Annotated in this window: 26 protein-coding genes and 1 pseudogene; 7 read left to right on the plus strand and 20 right to left on the minus strand. The window is 32.1% G+C overall.

What is annotated here, in order from left to right; translation table 11 throughout:
- Positions 1-8: 8 nt before the first annotated feature.
- Complete coding sequence (pfkB, locus tag LQ693_RS01905) at positions 9-926, minus strand: 1-phosphofructokinase (protein ID WP_198051903.1); 918 nt, start codon at positions 924-926, stop codon at positions 9-11.
- Positions 923-1,684, minus strand: coding sequence for a DeoR/GlpR family DNA-binding transcription regulator (locus tag LQ693_RS01910; protein WP_107565349.1), 762 nt, complete (start codon positions 1,682-1,684; stop codon positions 923-925). Before LQ693_RS01910 ends, pfkB begins: the two co-directional genes overlap by 4 nt.
- A 173-nt stretch (positions 1,685-1,857) precedes the next feature.
- On the opposite strand from LQ693_RS01910, the gene LQ693_RS01915 reads away from it, so the two are divergent.
- Entirely contained in the window at positions 1,858-3,051 is a 1,194-nt protein-coding gene (locus LQ693_RS01915; protein WP_107565348.1) for a M20 metallopeptidase family protein, read from the plus strand.
- A gap of 69 nt (positions 3,052-3,120) precedes the next feature.
- Here the strand turns inward: LQ693_RS01915 and LQ693_RS01920 are convergent, their stop codons facing one another.
- Both LQ693_RS01920 and LQ693_RS01925 read right to left on the minus strand, forming a co-directional pair.
- Positions 3,121-4,029 (minus strand): aldo/keto reductase, encoded by a 909-nt coding sequence (locus tag LQ693_RS01920; protein WP_129407171.1) that lies wholly within the window; start codon positions 4,027-4,029, stop codon positions 3,121-3,123.
- An 11-nt stretch (positions 4,030-4,040) separates the two neighbouring features.
- Positions 4,041-4,970, minus strand: coding sequence for a CobW family GTP-binding protein (locus LQ693_RS01925; protein ID WP_051539241.1), 930 nt, complete (start codon positions 4,968-4,970; stop codon positions 4,041-4,043).
- Between the two features lie 200 nt (positions 4,971-5,170).
- On the opposite strand from LQ693_RS01925, the gene LQ693_RS01930 reads away from it, so the two are divergent.
- Positions 5,171-5,617 (plus strand): MarR family winged helix-turn-helix transcriptional regulator, encoded by a 447-nt coding sequence (locus LQ693_RS01930; RefSeq protein WP_025904738.1) that lies wholly within the window; start codon positions 5,171-5,173, stop codon positions 5,615-5,617.
- A gap of 95 nt (positions 5,618-5,712) precedes the next feature.
- Here the strand turns inward: LQ693_RS01930 and cydC are convergent, their stop codons facing one another.
- On the minus strand, positions 5,713-7,380 hold the full coding sequence (cydC, locus tag LQ693_RS01935) for a thiol reductant ABC exporter subunit CydC (RefSeq protein WP_025904737.1): 1,668 nt from the start codon (positions 7,378-7,380) through the stop codon (positions 5,713-5,715).
- Positions 7,377-9,011 (minus strand): ABC transporter ATP-binding protein/permease, encoded by a 1,635-nt coding sequence (locus LQ693_RS01940; protein WP_107590441.1) that lies wholly within the window; start codon positions 9,009-9,011, stop codon positions 7,377-7,379. The genes cydC and LQ693_RS01940 overlap by 4 nt, the downstream gene beginning before the upstream one ends.
- Before the next feature lie 139 nt (positions 9,012-9,150).
- Here LQ693_RS01940 and LQ693_RS01945 point away from each other — a divergent pair, with 139 nt between their 5' ends.
- From LQ693_RS01945 to LQ693_RS01955, 3 genes and pseudogenes are all read left to right on the plus strand, one after another.
- A complete protein-coding gene (locus tag LQ693_RS01945; protein WP_025904735.1) occupies positions 9,151-9,996 on the plus strand; it encodes an undecaprenyl-diphosphate phosphatase in 846 nt (281 codons plus the stop codon).
- Between the two features lie 84 nt (positions 9,997-10,080).
- Positions 10,081-10,668, plus strand: a pseudogene (locus tag LQ693_RS01950) (hypothetical protein); the annotation flags it as partial.
- Between the two features lie 248 nt (positions 10,669-10,916).
- Positions 10,917-11,372, plus strand: coding sequence for a YaiI/YqxD family protein (locus LQ693_RS01955; RefSeq protein ID WP_025904733.1), 456 nt, complete (start codon positions 10,917-10,919; stop codon positions 11,370-11,372).
- Positions 11,373-11,390: 18 nt separating this feature from the next.
- On the opposite strand, the gene LQ693_RS01960 is transcribed toward LQ693_RS01955, so the two are convergent.
- A complete protein-coding gene (locus tag LQ693_RS01960) occupies positions 11,391-11,642 on the minus strand; it encodes a hypothetical protein (protein ID WP_204178189.1) in 252 nt (83 codons plus the stop codon).
- A 74-nt stretch (positions 11,643-11,716) separates the two neighbouring features.
- On the opposite strand from LQ693_RS01960, the gene LQ693_RS01965 reads away from it, so the two are divergent.
- Positions 11,717-12,286 (plus strand): LOG family protein, encoded by a 570-nt coding sequence (locus LQ693_RS01965; RefSeq protein WP_025904731.1) that lies wholly within the window; start codon positions 11,717-11,719, stop codon positions 12,284-12,286.
- Here the strand turns inward: LQ693_RS01965 and LQ693_RS01970 are convergent.
- The 10 genes from LQ693_RS01970 to LQ693_RS02015 form a co-directional block, all read right to left on the minus strand.
- Positions 12,261-12,731 carry a 2-thiouracil desulfurase family protein gene (locus LQ693_RS01970; protein WP_025904730.1) on the minus strand — a complete coding sequence of 157 codons (471 nt, stop codon included), beginning with the start codon at positions 12,729-12,731 and terminating at the stop codon, positions 12,261-12,263. The two genes, LQ693_RS01965 and LQ693_RS01970, sit on opposite strands and share 26 nt — an antisense overlap.
- Before the next feature lie 12 nt (positions 12,732-12,743).
- Positions 12,744-13,283, minus strand: a complete 540-nt coding sequence (locus tag LQ693_RS01975) for a GNAT family N-acetyltransferase (RefSeq protein WP_107596452.1) — start codon at positions 13,281-13,283, stop codon at positions 12,744-12,746.
- Positions 13,284-13,351: 68 nt separating this feature from the next.
- Positions 13,352-13,684, minus strand: coding sequence for a DUF779 domain-containing protein (locus LQ693_RS01980; RefSeq protein ID WP_025904728.1), 333 nt, complete (start codon positions 13,682-13,684; stop codon positions 13,352-13,354).
- A complete protein-coding gene (exaC, locus tag LQ693_RS01985; protein WP_103362177.1) occupies positions 13,685-15,205 on the minus strand; it encodes an acetaldehyde dehydrogenase ExaC in 1,521 nt (506 codons plus the stop codon). It lies immediately after the preceding gene.
- Between the two features lie 360 nt (positions 15,206-15,565).
- Positions 15,566-17,137: a DNA-binding protein gene (locus LQ693_RS01990; protein ID WP_129407536.1), complete on the minus strand. Its 1,572-nt coding sequence runs from the start codon at positions 17,135-17,137 to the stop codon at positions 15,566-15,568.
- A gap of 86 nt (positions 17,138-17,223) precedes the next feature.
- Positions 17,224-17,517, minus strand: coding sequence for a hypothetical protein (locus LQ693_RS01995; RefSeq protein WP_025904725.1), 294 nt, complete (start codon positions 17,515-17,517; stop codon positions 17,224-17,226).
- Positions 17,518-17,585: 68 nt separating this feature from the next.
- Positions 17,586-18,437, minus strand: coding sequence for an SA0632 family lipoprotein (locus tag LQ693_RS02000; RefSeq protein WP_119494623.1), 852 nt, complete (start codon positions 18,435-18,437; stop codon positions 17,586-17,588).
- A gap of 70 nt (positions 18,438-18,507) precedes the next feature.
- Complete coding sequence (locus tag LQ693_RS02005; protein WP_025904723.1) at positions 18,508-20,550, minus strand: cation:proton antiporter; 2,043 nt, start codon at positions 20,548-20,550, stop codon at positions 18,508-18,510.
- An 18-nt stretch (positions 20,551-20,568) separates the two neighbouring features.
- Positions 20,569-21,006, minus strand: a complete 438-nt coding sequence (locus tag LQ693_RS02010; RefSeq protein WP_107565342.1) for a GNAT family N-acetyltransferase — start codon at positions 21,004-21,006, stop codon at positions 20,569-20,571.
- 11 nt (positions 21,007-21,017) lie between these two features.
- Positions 21,018-21,770, minus strand: coding sequence for a sulfite exporter TauE/SafE family protein (locus tag LQ693_RS02015; protein ID WP_158258797.1), 753 nt, complete (start codon positions 21,768-21,770; stop codon positions 21,018-21,020).
- A gap of 143 nt (positions 21,771-21,913) precedes the next feature.
- Here LQ693_RS02015 and LQ693_RS02020 point away from each other — a divergent pair, with 143 nt between their 5' ends.
- On the plus strand, positions 21,914-22,597 hold the full coding sequence (locus tag LQ693_RS02020) for a DUF1129 family protein (RefSeq protein ID WP_037589281.1): 684 nt from the start codon (positions 21,914-21,916) through the stop codon (positions 22,595-22,597).
- A 215-nt stretch (positions 22,598-22,812) separates the two neighbouring features.
- Here LQ693_RS02020 and LQ693_RS02025 read toward each other — a convergent pair whose 3' ends face one another.
- The 3 genes from LQ693_RS02025 to LQ693_RS02035 form a co-directional block, all read right to left on the minus strand.
- Positions 22,813-23,355, minus strand: a complete 543-nt coding sequence (locus LQ693_RS02025) for a hypothetical protein (protein ID WP_142922362.1) — start codon at positions 23,353-23,355, stop codon at positions 22,813-22,815.
- Positions 23,356-23,385: 30 nt separating this feature from the next.
- Complete coding sequence (locus LQ693_RS02030; protein ID WP_107565339.1) at positions 23,386-23,913, minus strand: GNAT family N-acetyltransferase; 528 nt, start codon at positions 23,911-23,913, stop codon at positions 23,386-23,388.
- 116 nt (positions 23,914-24,029) lie between these two features.
- Entirely contained in the window at positions 24,030-24,734 is a 705-nt protein-coding gene (locus LQ693_RS02035) for an amino acid ABC transporter permease (RefSeq protein WP_232339573.1), read from the minus strand.
- Positions 24,735-24,737 lie beyond the last annotated feature (3 nt).

A 24,737-nucleotide genomic window follows, 5' to 3' on the forward strand; every position in this document is an offset into this window, starting at 1 on the left:
TCCCTATTTTAAACATGTTTAATGATTACTTTAGAAATTATTTTTTCTATGTCTTCTTTATTAGCTAAATCCGCATTAAATGCTGTTGCTGTACCACAACTTACTGCCAATTTAAATGCTGATTCTATGTCTTTGCCAGCTTCTAATCCTGCTACCATACCAGCAACAGTACTGTCACCTGAACCAACTGTATTCACAACTTGACCACTTGGGACGATGGCTTTTAATCGTGTTTGTTGATCCACATAAATGGCACCTTCTCCACCGAGTGAAACGATGACTGCTTGAGCACCTTCATTCAATAATTGCTCAGCACATTCAATAACTTCTTGATCCGTTTCAATTTGTTTATCAAATATCTCTTCTAATTCATGTTTATTTGGTTTAACAAATTTCGGATTATACGCTAGTACTGATTTCATCAAATCTTTCTCAGCATCCACGATTAAATTCGCACCAGTCTGTTTAAGTATTTCCGCTACTTCTTGATAGACTGGATTTTGTAATGAACTTGGCACACTGCCCGCAATTATAACCGTATCTTCTGATTGCGTATTTTTCATTTTCGTTAAAAATTCTTCATAGTTATGTGGTTCAATATTTGGTCCTGGACCATTGATTTCAGTTTCTAAATCTAAACCAGATTTTAATTTCACATTGATTCTTGTATCATCTTTAACCTCTACAAAGTCAGTTAAGATGTTTGCTTGATTAAGTGCATCTTTAATAAAATCTCCAGGAAATCCACCTATAAAACCTGTTGCTGTACTTTTGATATCTAATGTTTGAAGTACTCGAGAAACATTGATCCCTTTTCCACCAGCAAACTTGTTTGTTTCATGTGCTCTGTTTAATTCACCTACTTCAAATTGATTGGTAAACATTACATAATCAATTGATGGATTAAACGTAACTGTATATATCATTTTAGTCCTCCGTTAATGTTATATTTTTCTTTAAATTGATTTAAATTATTTAATGTTTCAATCGCTTTTTGAGAAGTTAATATCTCTATTGATTTATCATATGTAACTTCCGCAAACGATACTTCATTAAATTTAGAATGATCTAACAAGACATATACTTGAGATGCTAAATGAATGGCCTTTTCTTTCATTTCTGATTCGTAAGGGTCTGGTGTCGTTAACCCATAATTCAAATCAATGCCATTCATACCAATAAAAGCTTTGTCAAAACGATATCTTTCAAGGGATTTAACTGCATTTACGCCTATATTCGCAAATGTTGTTGCCTTTACTTCTCCACCTGTCATATAAACCGAAATGCCTTTTTCTAATAACGGTCTTACATGTGTTAAACCATTTGTCACAACGATAATATCTTGTTGTGTAATGAACGGAATCATTTCTAAAGTAGTTGTCCCAGCATCTAAATATATCGTATCCCCATCTGAAATTTGACTGACAGCTAATCGTGCAATCTCTCGTTTTTCATCTTGATGTCGCGATTCTTTATCTGTCATATTACGCTCTTCATGGCGCTTTGTTATTTGAGTTGCACCACCATGAACTCTTTTGAGCATACCTCTTTCTTCAAGTTGAGATAAATCTCTCCTAATTGTTGATGTACTTGAATTCGTCAAATTAATAAGTTCTTGTAGAGATACTGTTTCCCGTAGATTAATCTCTTCTAATATTAATTGATGTCTTTCAGTCGTTAACATACAATCTCCCCTATTCCTCTACATAATAAAACGTTTTCATTTCATTGTCAATCACTTTCATTCACAATCAACCAAAATCAACCAAAATTTTTTAGTTGTTTTATAAGTTCAATCACTTTATACAGTAAAAGACTACTGTTATACTTTTCTAGTATAATTTTAGGAGGTAAATCATGAATAATTTAAAAGAAAAGCTTTTTAACCTAATTGAAAAGAAAGAAAGTGACATGATTGATATTAGAAGGCATTTGCATCAACACCCAGAACTATCATTTGAAGAAGCGCAAACTGCTGAATATATTAAATCATTTTACGAAGGCAAAGATGTTAAAGTAACACAACCTTTAGAAAAAGAACATGCTATTATTGTAGAAATTAAAGGTGGTCAAGAAGGTAGAACGATTGGTTTAAGAGCTGACTTTGATGCTTTACCTATAACTGAAGAAACAGATGTTCCTTTCAAATCACAAAATGAAGGTGTTATGCATGCTTGTGGCCATGATGCTCATACTGCTTATTTAATGGGGCTTGCAGATGCACTTATTGAAATTAAAGAAGAATTACCTGGCACAGTTAAAATCATTCATCAACATGCTGAGGAAAAACCTCCTGGTGGTGCTAAAGCACTTGTAGAATCTGGTGCACTTGACGATTTAGATGAAGTTTATGGTATCCATATCGTTCCAGTAGCTGGACCTGAATTTATTGGTTACAATAAAGGACCTTCATTCTCAGGAAGTTCAACATTCAAGTTGACGATTAATGGTTTAGGCGGACATGCAGCAAGTCCACACAAAACACATGATGCATTAGTTGCTGGGACAAACTTTGTAAATACTATTCAAACGATTGTATCAAGACGTATCGATCCATTAGATATGGGTGTCGTTACGATTGGTGCATTCGAAGCACCAGGTGGATACAACGTAATTCAAGATAGTGTCACGATTAAAGGGACTGCTAGATATTTAAATCCCGAATTAGAAGAAAAAATGTATCAAGAAATCAAAAAAATTGCAGATAGTGTTGCAGTGGGCTTTGATATTGAATATGACTTAGATTATCAATTTGGTTATCCTGTACTTTACAATCACCCGGAACAAACTGATAAAGTAGCAGAAATATTATCAAATAGTAAAGGCGACTATTTCCAACAATTAGTTGAAATACCTCAAGTTACAGGTTCAGAAGACTTTGCATACTATCTACAAAAAATTCCTGGTTCATTCTACATTGTAGGCAGTAAACCAGAAGGCGTAACAGAACCATATATGAATCATCACCCTAAATTTGATGTGAATGAAGATTGCTTGCAAGTTGCAGCAAAATCTTTAGGAGAAATTACATTAAATAGATTAGAAAAATAAATATTATTATAAAAAATGAGGCTGGAACCTGTATATTGGTTCTAGCCTCATTTTTATATCATTATCATACTATAATATATCTTCACCACGTGATGCGACATAAATATCGAACCACTCTTGATCTGTTAATTGTAATTTCGTAGCATTTACAGCTTCGTCAACTCTTTCTATCTTACTTGAACCTACAATTGGCATTACTTTTGATGGCAATCTGAGTAACCAACTGTAAATGACTGTGCTCACTGATACGTTATATTTTTCTGCTAATGGTTGTATAACTGACATAATGCGTCTTGCTTTTTCATCAGTTTGATCAAATAATTTACCACCAGCTAATGGACTCCATGCCATTACTTTAACATCATGTTGCAACATTCTATTTAATGTACAATCTTCAATATTTTCAAGTTGATATGGTGATACTTCAACTTGATTGACTGAGATATGCGACATTTCTTTCTTCAAACTCTCATTTAACAATTCATATTGATTACATTTAAAGTTTGAAACACCGAATGCTTTTATTTTTCCTTGCTCAACTAAATGCATCACTGCACGCGTCACTTCATCTGGATCCATTAATGGAGATGGACGATGAATCAGTAGCGTATCGATGTAATCCGTCTTAAGATTTAATAGCGATTTATCAACTGATTCAATAATATGATCATAACTTTGATCGTATCGATGACCAGTATTTTTAGCAATTTGATCATTCGGTAAAATAATACCGCATTTTGTGATGATTTCAATTTTTTCTCTTAAATTAGGTGTTAATGCTAATGCATCACCAAATAATGATTCACATGTATAATTACCATAAATATCCGCATGATCCATTGTTGTAATGCCTCTATCAACTATTTCATGTATGAAATCATTTAATTGTTGATTGTTATAACCCCATTCATTCAATCTCCAAAAACCATGTACAATTCTAGAATAACTAACATGTTTATTTATACGAATTCTTTCCATCCCATCATCTCCTAAGAAAAGTTCAACATATCTAACTTGTTACGAATATTTGCTTTATCTAAAGATTCACCTATTATGACAATTGTTAAAGGCATATTCATTATTTCTGGTTCATATTGAGGTACCCCAAATGCATATTGAAATAAATAAGTTTGTTCTGGTTCTTCTCTAAATTTGAGAAATCCTTTAATTCTAAGAATCGAATCAGGTAATTGTCTTAAGAAATTCATTAATAATTCCATTTCTATCGGACCACTAAATGTATAATTTATGGATTGAATACCGTGATGATGACTATGTTTAGTTTGAAGTGACAAAGCCTCATTTACAGGTATTTCAACACCATCAATATTTGAAAACTGCGTAAAGTGTAGCACTGGTTGATGCTTGATCGTTTGTAATGATGTTTCTAATGATGCTTTTTCTTCATCAGATAATTCATCAGACTTATTAATAATAATCAAATGAGAATATAACATTTGTTCTTCCATTAATTGTTTCGTCTGAACGGTATATCTCGATCTTTCTAAATATCTTTTCCCGTCCATTACACCAATAATTGTTGGCATTTCAACTTTATCTATTAATGTAGGGTTTTGACATGCATCCACAACTTCTACAGGATGCGCAATACCAGTAGCTTCAATTAATACAAGATCAGGCTGGTCTTTATGATATAAATTATGTAATACAACTTCAATATCATCTTTCAATGAGCAGCATATACAACCATTTAATAAACTTTGAGTAGAGACATCATCACCTAACAAATTGCTATCAACATCAAAAGAACCAAATTCATTCATAATGATTGCGACCTTTTGACCAGATTCCTTTGCTTTCATGATGAGTCTTTGAAGTAATGTTGTTTTACCACTACCTAAAAAACCTGTCAAAATTGTTACTGCCATTTTATTTTTATTCTTCATACTTTGACTCATATTCAAACCACCTTTCTGTAATTATATGATATAAGCTCAGAAACTACAAAGACTTAAAGTTCATTCTATAACTTATACATTAAATATTATAAATTACACATCACTAAAATATTTACAAAATAAAAATATTCATTATATAATGAATTAGGAAAATTCAAAAAAATAATGAACCATTGCATTTGTAGTTTGGGGGAAAGATTATGCCGGATAAATTAGATATCCAAAACCAATTGTGTTTTAATTTGTATAATGCGCAACGACAAGTTAACCGCTATTATTCAAACAAAATTTTCAAGACGTACAATATTACATATCCACAATATTTAGTATTAACGATTTTATGGGAAACCGCACCGGTCAATGTCAAAAAGCTTGTAACAGACTTAGCCCTAGATACAGGTACTGTATCCCCTTTATTAAAAAGAATGGAAAATTTAGATTTAATTAAACGTGTACGTTCTGAATTAGATCAAAGAGAAGTGTTTGTTCATCTAACAGAAAAAAGTGAACAAATGAAACCACATTTACACCAAGCTTCACATTTAATTCAAGATGTATCAGAGTTAAATGATGAAGAAACTAATCAATTAAACAATTTATTACAAAAATTGATCAATAATGTAGATAAAATCAATCAAGAAAAATAATACAGCAAGCATCTATCATCTTGCTCAAAATAAATAAGCATATCACGCAACTGAATGCTCAGTTTAAAGTGATATGCTTATTTTTTGCTTGTTATTTATTCTAATTGTTCATTATATTGAATGACTTTATATAAATAACCTTGTTCTTTAATGAGTTGTGAATAACTACCTTGTTCTATGATATGTCCTTCATTCATGACGATTATATGATCGAAGTTTTGTAAATATTTCAAGTTATGCGTCACAATCACAATTGTATCGTCTTTATTTAATAAAAGATTCATAACATTTTCTTCATTTTCTTCATCTAATGAAGCTGTTGGTTCATCAAGCAACCATATTTGTGCTTTTCTTAACAATAATCTTGCTAATGATAAACGTTGACGTTCCCCACCTGAAATGTTCTCAGCATTTTTAGTTAGCTGCTGATCTAAGTTTAAATGATTTAAATTTACGGCGGCAAGAACGTTTATCATAAGCTCATCTTCTGCTTCAATTAATAAGTTCTCTCTTACTGTGCCTTCAAAATAATGATTATGTTGCAACATTGTATTGATATCATTCACATAATCTTCTTGAATCACATGAGACAACTGTTCATTTTTATAGGATAAAGTACCATCGTTCACACTATATAATCCCATTAATATATTAAGCATCGTTGTCTTACCTGAACCTGAAGGACCTATAATAGCTATATGATCTCCTTCATTTATTTCAAAGTTAATTTGAGATAACGTTTCTCTTTCTTGAAAATCATATTTAAACATTACATTCTCTGCTTTATACAATGCATGATTTTGAACTGAACGTTCTTGAGGCACATCAAATGATTGATTGATGACTTCTTCAATATTTTTAAGACTTCGCTCTGTATCCGCTTTGTAAAAAGCAACATTAGTCATCGGGATAGCTTGTTCAAATAACGTAATTGTTATCATTAATATACTCGCAAAGAATACAGCGTTTAATACACCATCTTGTATTTGCCAAATACATAAGATCGTCATACACCAAATACTCACCATCGATGATAAATTCAGCATAAAGTCATAAGAACTTAAAAATTTCTGTTCTTTATATTTTTTATCTTCATATTGATATTGTTTATTTAACACTTTCTCTTTAAATGCACGATATTGTTGGAATCTTTTTAATTCTGAACGTCCTTTTTCAAAATCAAAGTATTCAGCAACATATGCTTCTTCACTTTGTTGAACATCTTCAGCCAAACTTTCAGCTCTTTTAGCTGATAAATAAGGGATGATGATGACTGACATCAACATTGAAAGTCCTATAATCACACCTGCATATATATTAAAATTAATCATCACGAGTATTGTTATAAATGTCGTTATGATAATAACAATTGGTGGATAATATACTCTGAGTAAAATATTTTGTAATCGTTCAACGTGGTTTACCATTTGCGTTAATAAATCACTCGAACGGTATCTTCTAAATACGTTTGGAACGATTGGAATGAGTTGATTAAACAAGTTAACACGTATATCCCTCAACATTGTAAATGTTGAACGATGTGAATATAATCTTTCGAAATATCTAGTAATTGCACGAACAAAACCGAATAATTTAATAGATACAATTAAAATCATTAATGCATATAAAGGTGTTCCAAGCGCACTTTTAGATATCATATATCCACTTAAAGCAAACATTCCAAGTGCAGTTAACATGCCAAATACGCCTATTACAATAGAAAGATAGAAGTCTTTATCAAATTTAATTTTTAATTTTTTCATGACATCCCACCACCTTTTTGAGATGCGTCATATGATTGAACGGTTCCATTATGAATTTCTATATAATCAGTGGCATATCTCAATACTTCTTTTCGATGTGCGATTGTGAGAATAGTCTTTTGATGCGCAAATTGGTTAACAGTTTGTACGATAAGTTGTTCGGTTTCAATATCTAATCCAGTTGTTGGTTCATCAAAAATAACCACATCTGGATCAAGTAATAGTAATCTGGCTAGTTCTATTCTTCTCATTTCTCCACCAGACAGCATTTCATAACCATCACCTATCATCGTATGCATACCTTTAGATAATTGTTTTACTTTTTCAAATAAGCCCACTTCAGTTAACACTTCGTCAACACGATTTTCATCATAATTTTGGAACATCGTGACATTTTCATACAAAGATGCGCTGAAAATATAAGGTCTTTGGGATAAATACCCCATTTTGAGTGGTTTTTTATAAATAATCTTACCTTCATTGGGATTCAATTCATTTAACATAAGTTTAATTAATGTCGATTTACCTGCACCACTCGGTCCAATAATTGCTGTATGATGATTTTCTTTTATACTTAAATTGATTTGATCAAATGCAAAATCTTTACGTTCTGGGTAAGTGAATGACACATGATCAAATTGAATGATATCTTCATCTTTAATATTTGAATCAATATGAATATTTGAAGCTTGTATAGATTCTTCATTATTCATTTCTTCAATCAATTCAATATAACCTTCACTTTGTTTACCCGTATGGAAAGCTTGTCCTAAATCTTTAATCGCATTATAGAATTCTGGTGCCAATAATAAAGTAATGATGGCAACTACAAAAGATACATCATGAAATACGATTAATCTTAAGCCTACTTCTAGTGCAACAATACCTATTCCAAGCATCGAGATAAATTCCAACATTAAGCCTGATAAGAAGGCACTTTTCAAAATTTCCATTGTTAAATCTCTAAATGACGTACTTGATTTATAAATTTTTTCAGTCGTTTCATGTGTTCGATTGAAAAGTTTTAACGATACGAGACCTTTTGTTAAATCTATAAATTCTGCCGCAAATTGATCTAACGATTGCATTTGGTCTTTCGCTTTATCACGAGTTCTCAGTCCAAATACAATATAGAACAGTGGAATAAACGGCGCTGTAATCATCATAATTAACGCAGCTGGCCAATGAATAAAGAGTAATGTAACGATAATCGATACTGGGATAATGGTTGATTTGAAGACTTGAGGCAAATAAGATTCGTAAAAAGGATGTATACCCTCAACCACTTCAGTAATCATTGTTATTTTAGTTCTATCTGTTTCATTATTTATCAATTGATGTCTAACATCTTTTTTAACTTTATATGAAAGTTTTTGTCCTGATAATTGATTAAGGTAGTTAAAGCATGCTCTTAAAAGCAATACAATGAGCAAGATTGCTAGCCATAAATAAAGTTGCTGACCATTTGATTTTACGACGAGCATTTGGTTAATAATTTTCCCTAAATATATATTTTGAAATACGACTGTTAAACTTAATAAAAACGAAGCTAGAAACATAAATATTTGCAACGTTTTATAATGCATACTATACTTTGTTAAATCTTTCACAATCTCACCACCTTGTTCCATTATAACGCCTTTACGAAAAAAATAAACTAAAATGTATTATTAAATATTAGCATATTACAATGTAATATTTGGTACAATGATGATACGGTGATTGTCTCTAGATAACCACAGACTTTCATAAAAACAGAGGAGCAAAGCTATGTTTATATTAGAATTAATAAAAGCCATTATATTAGGTATTGTTGAAGGTTTAACAGAATTCGCACCTGTTTCATCTACAGGTCATCAAATTTTAGTAGATGATATGTGGTTAAAATCCAAAGCCTTTCTTGGAAGCGAATCAGCATTCACATTTAAAGTTGTGATCCAATTAGGTTCAATCCTTGCAGCCGCATGGATATTTAGAAATCGATATTTTGAAATGTTACATATTAAACAAAATGAACAGCAAAAAAGAAAATTAAAATTGTCACATATTATTGTCGGGCTTGTACCAGCTGGTATTCTCGGACTATTATTTGATGATTTCATTGAAGAACATTTATTTAGTGTCCCAACTGTATTAATCGGTTTATTACTTGGAGCTATATATATGATTGGTGCGGATATGTATTCTAAACGCGTCACAAATCCACACAAAGTAGATGATATGAACTATCCAAAAGCATTTGTAATTGGTCTATCTCAAGCAATTGCATTATGGCCAGGATTTAGTCGTTCAGGTTCAACCATTTCGACAGGTGTCTTCTTAAAGTTAGATCATAAAGCTGCTTCTGACTTTACATTTATTATGGCCGTACCTATTATGTTTGCAGCAAGTGCAAAAGCATTACTTGGAAATCTACAATTTATAACGCTAGATCAAATACCTTTCTATATTGTAGGGTTTATCGCATCATTTATATTTGGACTGATTTCAATCAAATTATTCTTAAAACTGATTAATAGAGTAAAATTAATACCTTTTGCGATTTATCGTATTATTTTAGTTATTATTATTGCTATTGCATATTTCGGTTTTGGAATTGGTCAGAATATCGGCTAACGTATCGTATCAATCGTTTGAAGATTATTATATAGGGTATTGGAGTAAGATATATTATAAGAAATAACTACGGAGGAATGACTCATGAATGATAAAGTTAAATTAATTGTTAACACATTACCACTTGTATTAGTACCATTAATTAGAGAACGCAAAAAAATAAAAGAACATCCAGATGTTAAACATGTAACTGAAACGACTGTTGATTTTTCACATAAAGTAAAAGATAAAACAATCGAAACGAAAGATAAAGTTGCAGAAAAAACACAACCTGTAAAATCATATGTCGTTCAAAAGAAACGCTTATATGAGTACAACAAACAAATGAAACAACCTTTTAAAGAAGAACAAAAAGAAGCAAAACAACAACAAAAAGAAATTGATCATTTAGATAAAAAACTTCAAAAAAATATCGATGCGCGTAATAAAGAAGAAGAAAAAGCACAAAAAGAAAATAAAAAAGCGCGTATTAAAGAACTAACACACTACCAAAAGCTTGAAGAACAACAAGCTAAAAAAGGTGAAAAACTTCAAAAAGAAAACGAAAAAGATGTATCTAAGTTAGATAAAAAGTTACAAAGTAATATCGAAGCGCGTGAACAAGAAGAACAAAAATTAGAGCAACAAAATAAAGAAGAACGCATTAAAGAAATAAAGAAATATGAGGGACATCAAATGAACACAGCAACTACACAAAGCAGTAATGCAAAATCAATCAACGACGTAAGCTCTAAACAAGCAAAACCAAACATTCAAGAATTAGTCAATGAAAGAGTTAGAAATGAGAAAGAAGAAAAATCTAGTCATCTTCTATTTAATCAACATAAATCGTCTATGTCTCAACATATCAGTCAATTTCCATATGATGAACATACATCTGAACATAAAAAATCTAAAAAAAGATTTCGCCGCAATAAATGATTAACAGAATTATTATAGATGGAGATGCTTGTCCAGTTACGGATGATATCATTCGCTTAACTCAACATACAGGCATCTCTGTTCTTATTATTAGAAGTGTTAACCATTTCTCATTAACGGAATATCCTGATTATGTTTCAACAATTTATGTTGATCATGGTGCTGATAGTGCAGACTTTAGAATTGTCAAATTGACGCAACCAGATGATATCGTTGTGACGCAAGATTATGGACTAGCGAGTCTTTTATTAAATAAAGCCCTTCACGTTATCCACCATAAAGGTTACGAGTATACATCTCAAAATATTGAACAACTGTTAACGCAAAGACACATTTCTGCTCAAGTACGTCAACAAGGTGGTAGAACGAAAGGTCCTAAAAAACTCACACAAGAAGACCATAAAGTTTTTTCAGAATTTCTATCAAAATTAATAAAAAAACATTCTGGACAATGATAATCGTCCAGAATGTTATTATTCTATCATTTGTTTTTTAGCTTTTTCTAAATTAACTTTATCTATTTCTTTCATTTGTTCTAATTCTAAACGCATCTTATCTGTTTCTAATAAGTAGTTCTCATGCTTTATTTTTTCAAGCTCTAATTCATCTTTAACTCGTTGGGATTTAATTTTTTCTATTCTAACCGTTTTACTTTGATGGTTTTTTATAAGACCCGCTACTGATGAAATAAGCACAATAAACACGACCATTAAAAATATATTCACAGTTATACCCCCTTCTTAAATAATAGAAGTATCTTTTAAGTTATTATACTACATATGTGAGAGGAGTAATATATATGAAGAAAATTGCTGTTTTCTGTGGTGCAAGTAAGGGAAATGACCCAATTTATACAGAACAAGCTTATGCGTTAGGTAAATATTTAGCCGAAAATAAATATGAATTAGTATATGGTGCCGGATCAACTGGCATGATGGGAGCAGTAGCCAATGGTGTCATTGACCATGATGGTATTGCTATTGGCGTAATGCCAAGATTTTTAGGAGAACGTGAAATCGCTCATGAAAATTTATCAGAATATCATGTTGTCGAAACAATGCATGAAAGAAAACAAATGATGTCTGATATGGCTGATGCATTCATTATGTTACCTGGTGGTGCTGGTTCTTTAGAGGAATTCTTTGAAATTTATACATGGTCTCAAATAGGACTACATCACAAACCAATTGGTGCATTAAATACTAAACAGTTTTTCAATCCATTAAGTTTAATGATTGATCATTTAATATCGACTGAATTTATCAGTTCAGATTATAAAAATTTAGCGATTATTAAAGAAAGTATCAATGATTTATTTAGTGCTATGAAAATGGCACAACCTGTTAAACTTCGTGATTATCAAAAATAGTTAAAAATGTTTTTTCATCATAGACGTTAATATCATTTAATGTAAAGAGGGCTGTCGTGACACCGACACCTTCTTTTTTATTTCCCGTAAATGTACCATCGTATATAACTGTACTACCACATGAAGGACTGTCACTTTTCAGAATAACTGTCTTGGCATTTAAATCTTTAATAATAGAGAGTGCACGCTTAGCGCCTTCTTTAAATTGTATTGTGACATCACGACCTGTAACAGTCATGACCTTTGCTTGATCATTCCACACATCATAACCATCTCCTCCGATGATTTCTGCTGGTTCTCTTGGAACTTGTAAGCCACCTAATATTTCAGGACAAATACTAATCGCTTTCTTCTCATCTATTAAATTCTTATAGAATAAATCCAACTTATGGTTGCCATCATACCTTACTTTTTCTCCAACTAAACATGCACTAATAACGATCATATCATCTACTCCTTACAATACTTTATGATATAAAACATGTGCTGCTAAATCATCATCATGTATGACTTTTGGATGCAAGAAATTCCTAATATGTTTCATTTCTAATTTTTCCATAACTCTTCTGGAAGGTTTATTAATTTCTGACGTAAAACTATACACTTCATCAATACCTTTTGATTTAGCATATGTTAATACCGCTTCCGCCGCTTCTGTCGCTAACCCATTACCCCATACATCCTTATCCATTCGCCAACCTATTTCATAAAAAGGTAATTCTGGGAAACTTAATTCGCTACCTTCTGGAATATAATTCAAACCTACCATACCGATAAAGCTTTTAGTTTCTTTTAATTCCACAGCAAATAAACCAATTTCATGTTGATCGATGACTGATTTCATTTGTTCAATCATATTTTCAGTCGCACGATAGCTCAATATATCTGGAAAGTATCTTCTTACTTCAGGACTTGCATTCATACTTTGAAATAATGCAACATCCTCGTCTTTCCAATTTCTAAGTATTAAACGTTTTGTTTCAATGTAATGTTTCATTTCATTCACCCAACCTTTATCATATTCAAAAAAGGATGTACTAATATTTTAGCACATCCTTCAAAAAATTATGATCTTACTGAACTTCTAATGTGAAATCTCTTCCCAGTTGGGCCTTCTATACTAAACATACCGCCTCTTCCATCGACAACATCGACTTCTAAATTCGTATGTTTCCAATATTCATATTGCTTATTATTCATATAGAATGGGACACCTTCAATTTCACCTAATTTCACATCTACATCTCCAATAATTAATGTTCCTTCAACAAATAACATTGGAGAGCTACCATCACAACATCCACCTGATTGATGAAATATAAGGTTTTCACCATGTGTTTTCTTTAATTCTCTAATGAGTGATTTGGCTTTTTCAGTAGCAGTGACTTGTTCAGTCATTTAGAACAGTCCTGCAGGCTTCTCGTCGTAACTCACGAGTAAGTTTTTAGTTTGTTGATAATGTTCTAACATCATCTTATGGTTCTCACGGCCAATACCACTCATTTTGTATCCACCGAAAGCAGCGTGAGCTGGATAAGTATGGTAGTTATTCACCCATACACGACCTGCTTGGATACCTCTACCAAAGCGATAAGCTTTATTTTGGTTTCTAGTCCAAATACCTGCACCTAAACCATATAAAGTATCATTCGCCATTTCTAATGCTTCTTCATCATCTTTAAATGTTGCTAATGATAATACTGGTCCAAAGATTTCTTCTTGGAATATTCTCATATTTTGTGTGCCTTTAAATATCGTTGGTTCAATATAGAAACCATTTTCTAATTCTCCAGCTTCTTCTCTTACATTACCACCAACTAATACTTCTGCACCTTCTTGTTTACCAATGTCTAAATAGCTCTTAATTTTTTCAGCTTGTTCTTGTGAAGTTTGTGCACCAAGCATTGTTTCTGGATCTAGAGGATTACCTGTCTTAATTTGTTTTACACGTTCAATACATTTTTCGATGAATTTATCATAAATATCTTCATGTACCAATGCTCTTGATGGACATGTACATACTTCACCTTGGTTAAGTGCAAACATTACCAACCCTTCAACAGCTTTATCTAAGAAATCATCATCTTCATCCATAATATCTTTGAAGAATATATTTGGTGATTTACCACCTAATTCAAGTGTTACTGGAATTAAGTTTTGACTCGCATTTTGCATGATGATACGACCAGTAGTTGTTTCACCTGTAAATGCAACTTTATTAATATTTTCATGTGTTGCTAAAGCTTGTCCTGCTTCTGCACCAAAACCATTTACAACATTAATCAAGCCTTCTGGTAATAAGTCTTGAATTAGTTCAATAAGATGTAATATAGATACAGGCGTTTGTTCTGCTGGTTTAAGTACAACAGCGTTACCTGTAACGATTGCTGGCGCTAACTTCCAAGTAGCCATTAATAATGGGAAGTTCCATGGAATAATTTGACCTACAACCCCAATAGGTTCCTTAAAGTGATACGCAACTGTATTGTCGTCAATTTGAGAGATTGCCCCTTCTTCTGCTCTGACCACACCAGCAAAGTATCTAAAATGATCCACAACTAATGGTAAATCAGCTGCTAAACATTCTCTAATAGGTTTACCATTATCAAATGTTTCAATAACTGCTAATTCTTCTAAATTTTCTTCAATACGATCTGCTATATCTAAGAGTAATTGCGAATGTTCAGCTGGCGATTTTTTCGCCCACTCAACTTGTGCTTTATGCGCTGCTTTAACTGCTTCATCTATGTCTTCTTTTGTAGAACGAGGAATTTTTGCATATACTTCACCAGTTACTGGTGATCCATTATCAAAGAATTCACCATTTTTAGGATCCACCCATTTACCACCGATAAAGTTCTGATACTTGTCTTTAACTTTGTATTTTGCATTTGCTGCAGTTGGATATTCAAAAGCCATATTAAAACGCCTCCCTTAAATTAATTACACTTTAATTCTAATCTACGAAAACGCTTACATCAAATAAAATGCATTTTACATTATTAATAAAAATTTAAATAAAAAGTTACAAATATCTATATGCAAAAAGCGTCTGGAGCATAATCTTATGCTCAGACGCTTCATTATCGTTATATGAAATTTATTGGGAGAGTGTGCTAACTGTCAGAATTCCGAATTCTGGTAGTTAAAATGCTGTAACTTCCATTATTCCGAATTGTGGTAATTAGAGGGCCTCCCTTTACGGACATTTCTTAGAATTATGTCTCTAACAGCACCTCTTACGGACATTTCTCAGAATTCTGTCCCTAACAGCAAACGTTATTGTACATTCAATGTCGTTTTGGCTATCACGTTGCCGCCTGATAAGACTTCAACTTCTACTTCGTTATCTGCTTCGTTTGCTATTTTGGATTTAAAATACCAATCGGTTACACCGTTTTTAATTTTGGGTGATACTGAACTTGAAACACCTGGTGCTTGTCCGTCGAACATACCTACTTCTTGTCCGTCTTTATTTTTAATAGACAACTGGAATTTATGATTTACTAATTTCGATTCATCGACATGGACTGTTATTTGAAATTTCTCTTGTTTCTGAACGGATGATGGCATTTCAAATGCACCTTGGTCACTGTTGGATGATTGATTATTATTTTGTTCTTTTGAACTAGATGTTGTTGATTGATCAGCTTTATTATTTTTACTGTCTGAGTTTGCACCATAACTTCCAGATGCATAAGTTGAGGAATCATACCATTTATATCCTTGTTTAGGTGTTCCCCAAGGTTCTTTTTCATTTTCTCTACTGTTCTCTGGTTGTTCAAAATTTAACAACTGCGTTTTTTCATCAAGTTGAACATTCATAGATGATAAATCTTGTTGGTCATCTTTTTTATTTAACCATTCTACAATTTGCATAATCATTTTTTGGTTATCTTCTTCTTTAAATCCATCATAAGTCTTTTTAGTTTCTCCGTTGTCTTCACGTTTATACTTTGGCGACTTATCTTCTACCATTGAAGAATCGCCTATAAATGCGCCTTTACCTTTAGATACTTTGCTCACAGCAATATATGGACCTTCATTGCGGCCACCACCATTGTATATACCTTGGTCTACAGCATGATTCCATGCATCATCTTTTGATAATTTAGGAACAAAAGCGACACCTTTTGCTTTATTAGGATCTGTAATGGCGATTGTTGAACCGGCATGCATCGATACTGCTTTAACACCTTTAGTAATTCCAAAGCTATCTTTTTCATCCGCTAAATCATCTACTTTAATGTTACCTAATGCATTGTATCTAAATCTTAAACCAAACACTTCGTTTAAGAAATCTCTACTTTGAACATCTTTCATCTTATCTGACGAGCTTTCTTCAGCGTTCATGCCTTTTGTAGGATTATCAAAAGCACCTCTTCTATAACCGTTCATCACTTCTGAAGAATCATATCGATTAAAGTTTCTATCGGCATTATAATGATCACTAATCATTAATATACTTCCACCAGACTTCACATATTGCTCTATAGCATCTTGTTCACTCGCTTTAAGTGGATTATTAGCCTCTGGAATAACAACGACTTCATATTTTTTCATCTTGTCATAATCTAATAATTGGTTATACCCTAAATCTGTTACTTCATAGTTTTCTTTAGTTAATGCATCAGCAAAATCAGAAAAGCCACCATTGATGACCCAATCTGCACTTCCCGCTGTTTGACCATGCGCACTATCAAACAAGACTTTCCCTTTTATGTCATCACTTTTAGGTGATAATACAATTTTTCCATCTTTGCCTTCTTTCTCAGTTGCGTCATTTGAACAACCCGCAATAACAAAGACAATCAGTGTTATTAAACTCAATATCGACAGTTTAGACTTCATTATATTTCTCCTTATGTATAAAATATGGAGCGAGTGAGAAATCTTTTAAACTTAAAAGATTTCATCATCCCGCTCCGTTATGTGTTCTATGCTTTTCTAATATATGTTAGCAGTTTAATTGTTACAGGATCAGTATCATAATTTTTAAAGCCTCTAGGAACTTCAATCGTTGCATCAATCAAATCGTTAACATCATTAAAACGATATGTGACTTGATTAATATTAGATTTGCGATTAAAAATTACTGCTTCTGATGGCCAACTTCTAACCTCACCTGTTGTTGATTGTAATGTTCGACCTGTGATTGTTTCGATTTCATGACCTAATTCTAATAATGTCATTTTTCCGCCTTCAATCAGAACAAATTCTTTTTCATGCACGATGACATCCCTCTTTTCAAATAATCCTTTGTTGTTTATTCCCTAATACAATTCAATCTAAACGCGACCTATAAATCTAATTTAAATGATTTTACTTTATCAGTTGCATCATCAAATGTAGCTGTTTTACTTACGCCACCTTTTATATTGAAAGTAGCACGGTTATTTTTAAGCGCTTCATAGGCTTTTTGAGAAATTGGAATAGATTTTAAACTTTTTGTCTTTTCACCAGGCTGATATTCATCTGTATTTTCTTTAGACTTTTTCATGTACTTTTCATTATGAGAATCTGGTATAAATGATGCATAATCAGATCGTTGTTTATGACTGCCATCTTGAATAGATGCCGTATTATCATAGTATAACTTATGATTTGAAGTATTTTCAGTTAATACTTCATACATCACGACATAACCATTTTTTGCACCGTTAAAAAGTAAGACCTGTCCTTCAGGCATGTTATGCACTTGGAAAATTTGCAAATGATCAATATTGACTTTCATGCCACTGTCTTCAAATTGAAAATGTTTATCTTTAAGATCATGAATGAGTTCAACATCTCCATTTGTTGACGTTCGAATTGTATTAGGAAATGGCTTTTTTGCTGAGTCCTCTTTACTTTCAGCACTTGAAGTTTCTTTTTTGTCTGTTGAATCTTCTTTGCTATCTTTAGATTCTTCTGTATCTGATTGATTACTTTTCACTTCATCTTCAAGTTTTTTTAATTGCTCTTCTTTATCTTTAATACTTTCTTTTAACTTTTCATTTTCTTTTTCTAAAGACTTTTTATCTTTTTGATAATCTTTAGTCGATTTCTCTAAAGATTTAATTTCTTGTTCTAGATTTTTCTGTTCATCATCATTGCCACACGCTGCTAGAATAATTGATGAGCTCACCATAAGTAAAAGTGCCTTCTTCATAGGTGTCGCCTCCTATATATAGTCTTAAACATTTTACCACACAACATGTAAGCTATCTATTGAAAACAAACTATATGCTGTTACCGAGAACAATCATTTCATCATAATTAACAGATTCTCTTAGTTTGATTGCCATTGAACGACTGACTTTACCTTCTTCTGTTAACTGATTAATCATTTCTCTTTGAATTCTTAATGCGTAAATTTCCATTTCTGTATATACAGCAGTGTGATTACCTTTAAAGTAATCAGGCGTTAATCTTTCAACTTTGTTTAAGTAAGAATCACATACAATACTAATTTCAAATTCATTGTTGTCATTCATTTCTTCAGTTAATCTTTTAACAACATTGTAATGCACTTCTTTACTGATAAATCTCATCTCTTTAATATTACTTTCAATTGAAAGTGAACTTGTAGCATTAATGAATGTTTTAATTTTTCTACGTCTAATAAATAATTTCAACATTAATTTCACTTTTGTATATAATGAAGCATTTTTAAATGTTGATGAACGTTCAGTAATTTGTCTGTAGTTATCAAATGTACTTTGAGATATTTTATTTTCTTTAATGAGTTTGTCCAAAGTGTTGAATTCTGTATCAATCGCAATGCGTTGCATACGTTCTAGCTCTTTTATATCTTCGTCTTTTTCTTCATTTTCTCTTAAGAACGATAATTGCATATGATAACTACGTGTGATTTTACCGTAAATATAGCTTGTTTCTTTACTGTAAAATTCTTGTAGATTTTCTAATGCACTTTCAATTAATAAAATTTTCGCTTCGTTAAATGTTAATAAACTTTGATCTTTCGGTTTAGCTTTTGGTGTAACGAGTGGCAATATTAATTGCGCGAGTACAAGACTGATTAAAATAACACCAGTTGCGATAAACAATAGATGATCGCGATAAATAAAATCAGTGTGTTCTGACAATTTAAATGGCAACATCAATGCGATTGCTAATGAAATGGTACCGTGAACACCACAAACCGTCATAATAAACGCATATTTAAAGCGATTTGGTTTATCTATTTCTGATTCTGGCGCAATATCTTTACCCGTATTTAACATTTTAGAAAATCGACTTTCTGGTAAATAGAAATATGGATATGAAATAAGCACCCAAATATATCTAAATAGATACACTAATGCAGCTACAAATAGTGTAATTCCAATAACATGCATAATTTCATGTTGTGGTTCTTCTAATATATTAATCATGACTTCAGGTATTAAGAAACCTAATAAAATAAATACAAAACCGTTTAATAAATAGCTCAGTAAATCCCATGTATGATTATATGTTACTTGCTCTTTCGTCGTTGCTTGAGCAATTCTGTCTTTTTCAACACCGTGAATTAAACCTGCAACAACTGCAGCAATAATACCTGATGAATGGAATGTTTCAGCAATAATATAAACTAGAAACGGCGTAATAACCTGGATGAACGTCAACATATTACCGTTATTAATCCCATTACGTGTTAAATAAACACGTAATTGTACAACACCATAACCAATAATAAGACCAACAATTGCGCCACCGATTGCAGTTATAAAGAACTGTCCAACTGCACCAGTTAATGAGAATGACCCACCTACTAATGCGGCTAATGCAATCTTAAATGACAAGATACCTGCAGCATCATTCAGTAAAGATTCACCTTCTAATATAGTCATAGAACCTTTAGGCAATAATTTGCCTTTCGCAATAGCTTGAACGGCTACCGCATCTGTAGGTGACACGATTGCACCAATTGCAAAACATGCAGCTAATGGTAATTCTGGCCAGATAATATGTAATAAGAAGCCTAGACCAATAACTGTTGAGAATACAAGCACTAATGCCATAGACATAACGGGTTTCAAATATCTCGCTAAATGGAAACGTGATACCGAAATACCTTCTAAAAATAGCAATGGTGCGATAATCCCTACCATAAATACTTCTGACTCAAAGTTTAATTCAACTGGAATTGGAGATAAGAATATAACAAAACCAATTATAATTTGAACAAAACTTAAAGGTATCTTAGAAATATAATGATGTATGATTGAACTTAGGATGATACCCATGATGAACCATAAGAAACCTTCAAATATGGCCATAAAATTCCTCTCTTCTGTTTAAAATAACTTTTTACGCATAATAACTTTTTCAACTTCGTAGTCCATTGATTCATTTATTTGAATCATTGTTTTATTGTGAGCATGTACTGTTGAAACGATGGTATACGCACCCATTTCTTTCGCCCACTTTTCTATTTCTCGTTTCAAAGCGGTTGCTATGCCTTTATTTCTTTGACTTTTATCAACGAGAAGGTTGTATATCTTAACTTCTCGATCATGAACATTATATTTCGCCCATATAAAACCGATGCATTTATCTTGAATTAAAGCACCTTTCAAAACACTCTTCTCATATTCAAGAGATCGCTTTATTGCTTCATATTCCAATGATGTAGCAAGCCTCAAGCTTTGATTTTCATCTTTAAATGAAGAAGCAGCCATTTCACTAATGCTATATATCGTTACGTCTTCTTCTATATTTTTTATGACAAACATTTTTACCCTACCTAATTATTTTCGATTAATAATTTAATTGCTAAAATAAATATAATAATAAACATTATGATTTTTAGTTTCTTTTCAGGTAAAGAAACTGTTAAACGACCACCTATAAAGCCACCTAGACCTGAACCAAGTGCTAAGCTTATGGCAAATGGCCAATTAACATAACCTTGAAAAATAAAAACAAAAGTAGATAATGATAAGTAAATCGTTATAACTAACGTCTTCATACACTGAACTTCCGCATAAGTCAGTCTTGGCATAATTAAATTTAAAGCTATAATAAATAAAAATCCTACAGCGGCTTGAACAATGCCACCATAAATACCAAGTGCTAGAAAAACAATAATGAGAAGTACAATTCTAAAGACAGATAATTTTTCAGATTGATTTTGCGTATCTTTCCATCTGGTAGGAATAATCATAACGATTAAAACGAGAAGCATAATAATACCTAACATGCGGTTAAAGACAGCATCCGGGAGATTTATAGCGAAATGAACGCCAATAAAAGAGCCAATAATAGCAGGCACACTTAACATCAAGCTCAACTTAACATTTCTCATGCCTTTTATATAAAACACATATAACGCTAATAAATTTTGAACTAAAATCGCAACCCTGTTCGATGCGTTCGCAACAGTTGTTGGTAGTCCAAAAAATATAAGTAATGGCAAAACAATTAATGAGCCACCAGCAGATACGATATTAATCGTTCCTGCAAAAACCCCTACTAAAAAGATAATAAATAATGTCATGATCTCCAAGACTACACCACCTGTTACATTTAATAATATCGAAAAATGAATCATCTGTAAAAAGTATAAACCTCAAATTTGTAATGTTTTATTAGAAAATACTTGTTAGAATAAAATTATTGATAACAGAAAGGAAAACGCTGATGAAAAAATCAACACGCGACCTTATAATAGAAAACAACGTAAAACGATTAAGACTCAATAGTCACGATAGAGAAGTTTACGAAAATTATATAACATACGTACGTGCAAATTTGAGCATTAATGAATATGACTCAGAGAAAATGTTGCTCAACATACTTAATCATTTATTAAGCGCCGAAAAAGACGGCATGCATGCCATGGAATTTTTTGATCACGATCCAAAAAAACATGCCGACACGATGATTAGAAATATGCCAAATAGAACATTCCAGAATATATTTAAATTTATCGGCTTACATATCCTTATTTTGTTAGGTGTATTTTCATTCATAAGAGGATTCACAGGATTCTTCACACAAGTTGAATTCACATATCTATACACATTCCTCATCACCTTTGTAACAGGATTTACGATGATTTTCATATTTATATGGATGATATTTAAAGTCGTTCAAATACGAATATATAGCGAATCCAATTGGACAACCATGATTACTAATATATTGATATTCGGGACATTAGTAGTGACGATACTAGCCTTTTATTTACCAGGCGTCTATTTACAATTAGGACCTAAAATATATACATCGAATTGGGCATATATCATACTTTCATTCATACTAACACCACTTGGTTTATATATAGATCACCACAGAAAAATAGACCAACCCGATTCAAGGTAAAAGGACAAGCGGAACAGGACAATGGAGCAGAACAAGCGGAACCATCGTTGATTATGGTTCCGCTTGTTTCATTTTATGTGGTATAAGGAAATTACTAGGCCGATAATTTATTTTATCGGCCTGGTAATCTCATTTTCGGGTCGATAATTTTATTTATCGGTCCACATATCCTACTTCTGGACCGGTATTTATTTTTATCGGTCCAGAAAGTCACCTCATATAACAAAAGTTCCTATATATAAAATTAAAAATATCAATAGTGTTTCAATATTTATAAAAATCACATTAGGTCTAATACCTTTCTTGTGACTTGTTACATAATTTATAAGGATGCCAATATAATAGACAATCGTTATGCCCCATATTAGAACAAATAATCCTATCCCATAGTCATTATTTTGAATTAAATGTATGCCTAATAGTAATAACCAAACTGATTTGATTACATTACCAGCTACCTCTAATGGATCAGATACAATTTTGAACATTTTATCTATGGTTTTTGTTTTAAACAAATTCGTATAAGCTAATAAATCACAAATCACTTGAAGGAACATCGATACACTCATCAGTATTGTAAATATCAATCCAAATACCAATACAATGCCATTTAAGTCCCCATCAAGTTTTGCATAATAAATTAAAGGAATTTGGCTAAAACAGATAAAGATTATTGTAAACATCGTATGAATAATATAGAATTTTTCATTTTTAATTAAGTAATTAGCCAATAATAACAAACATATATAAACACCCAACCCTACTACCACCATGCTACTCACCTGTCTTTAATAGTTTTCATTTACGATGGCATATAGGTAATGGTCTTTCCATTCGCCATTGATTCTTACGTTAGATCTGTTTAGTCCTTCGCGTATCATGCCTGCTTTTTCTAATACTCTAACTGAACCTATATTTGTTGGTTGTACGCCTGCTTCAACTCTATGGAATCCTAATTCATTAAATGCGATACGAATGACTTCTTTTGCTGCCAATGTTGTAATACCTTTTCCGTTATATTCTGCGTCTAATGCATAACCCATCATACAGCTCTGAATATTGTGTCTGACGACTGCAAATAAATCTATCGTTCCGATTACTTTATTATCTTCTTTATGTACAATGACATAGTGATAGCCTTTATCTTCTGTCATCTCTTGTAAATGTTTGTCTATAATTTTTCTGTAATTATAGAGTTGGTAGTCTGAATCTTTTCTGTCTGCTGCTGAATATGATTCAAATAGTGCTCTATTTCTTACATCTATATCTAATAATTCACTTGCGTCTTTCATTTCTACTGGTCGGATTTCAATCATGGTGCACCCCCGATATTTATTTATCTATTAGTATACACTTATACGCTGTAAAGTTATAAAAAAAACAAGGTCATAGTTAAAATTTCCTAGGAAATGATAATCTATGACCTTGCGCTTTAAGTTTGATATAAATACTTTCCAACTCTGTTTTCCATCTTGCCAAAAATCCATTCGAAAAAGATAGCCAAAATCCAATATATTGCACTAGCTATAATATATACTTCAACAAAACGATAACCATCGTTAGCAATAATTTGGCTGATTGCAAGTATTTCTGTTACTTGTACGACAAACGCGATTGCTGTCCCTTTAATTAAAGCAATAAATTGATTACCTAAGTTCGGAATTGCATAACCTAAAGCTTGAGGTATCACAATTCTCATAAGTATATGTCGCTTTCTAAGTCCAACTGTGAGTGCCGCTTCTATTTGTTTATCATCAACACTTCGTAAACCACCACGCATCACTTCTGTTAAATACGCAGCTGAATGTAATGTAAATACAAATAATACGATTGCTATAGGATTTATACCATCAGGATTAATGTTCAAATGCCACATTTTGTTTAACCACTCTATGACTACAGGCGTCCCATAATAAAAAGCAAACAACTGAACGATGAGTGGTGTCGATCTGAAGAACGAAACAAATATGACAATAAGTTGGTTAATAACTGGATACTTAGCTTGTCTTATTAATGCAAAAGCAGTACCAATCACTAAACCAATTACCATACTGACAACTGCTATTAATAACGTTGTTGGTACACCTTTTAAAATATCTCCAACATGTTCGTACATAAAAGGAAAATCTATCGTCAAATT

The organism is Mammaliicoccus sp. B-M6 (assembly GCF_022386965.1).
GTDB classification, from domain to species: Bacteria; Bacillota; Bacilli; order Staphylococcales; family Staphylococcaceae; genus Mammaliicoccus; species Mammaliicoccus sciuri_A.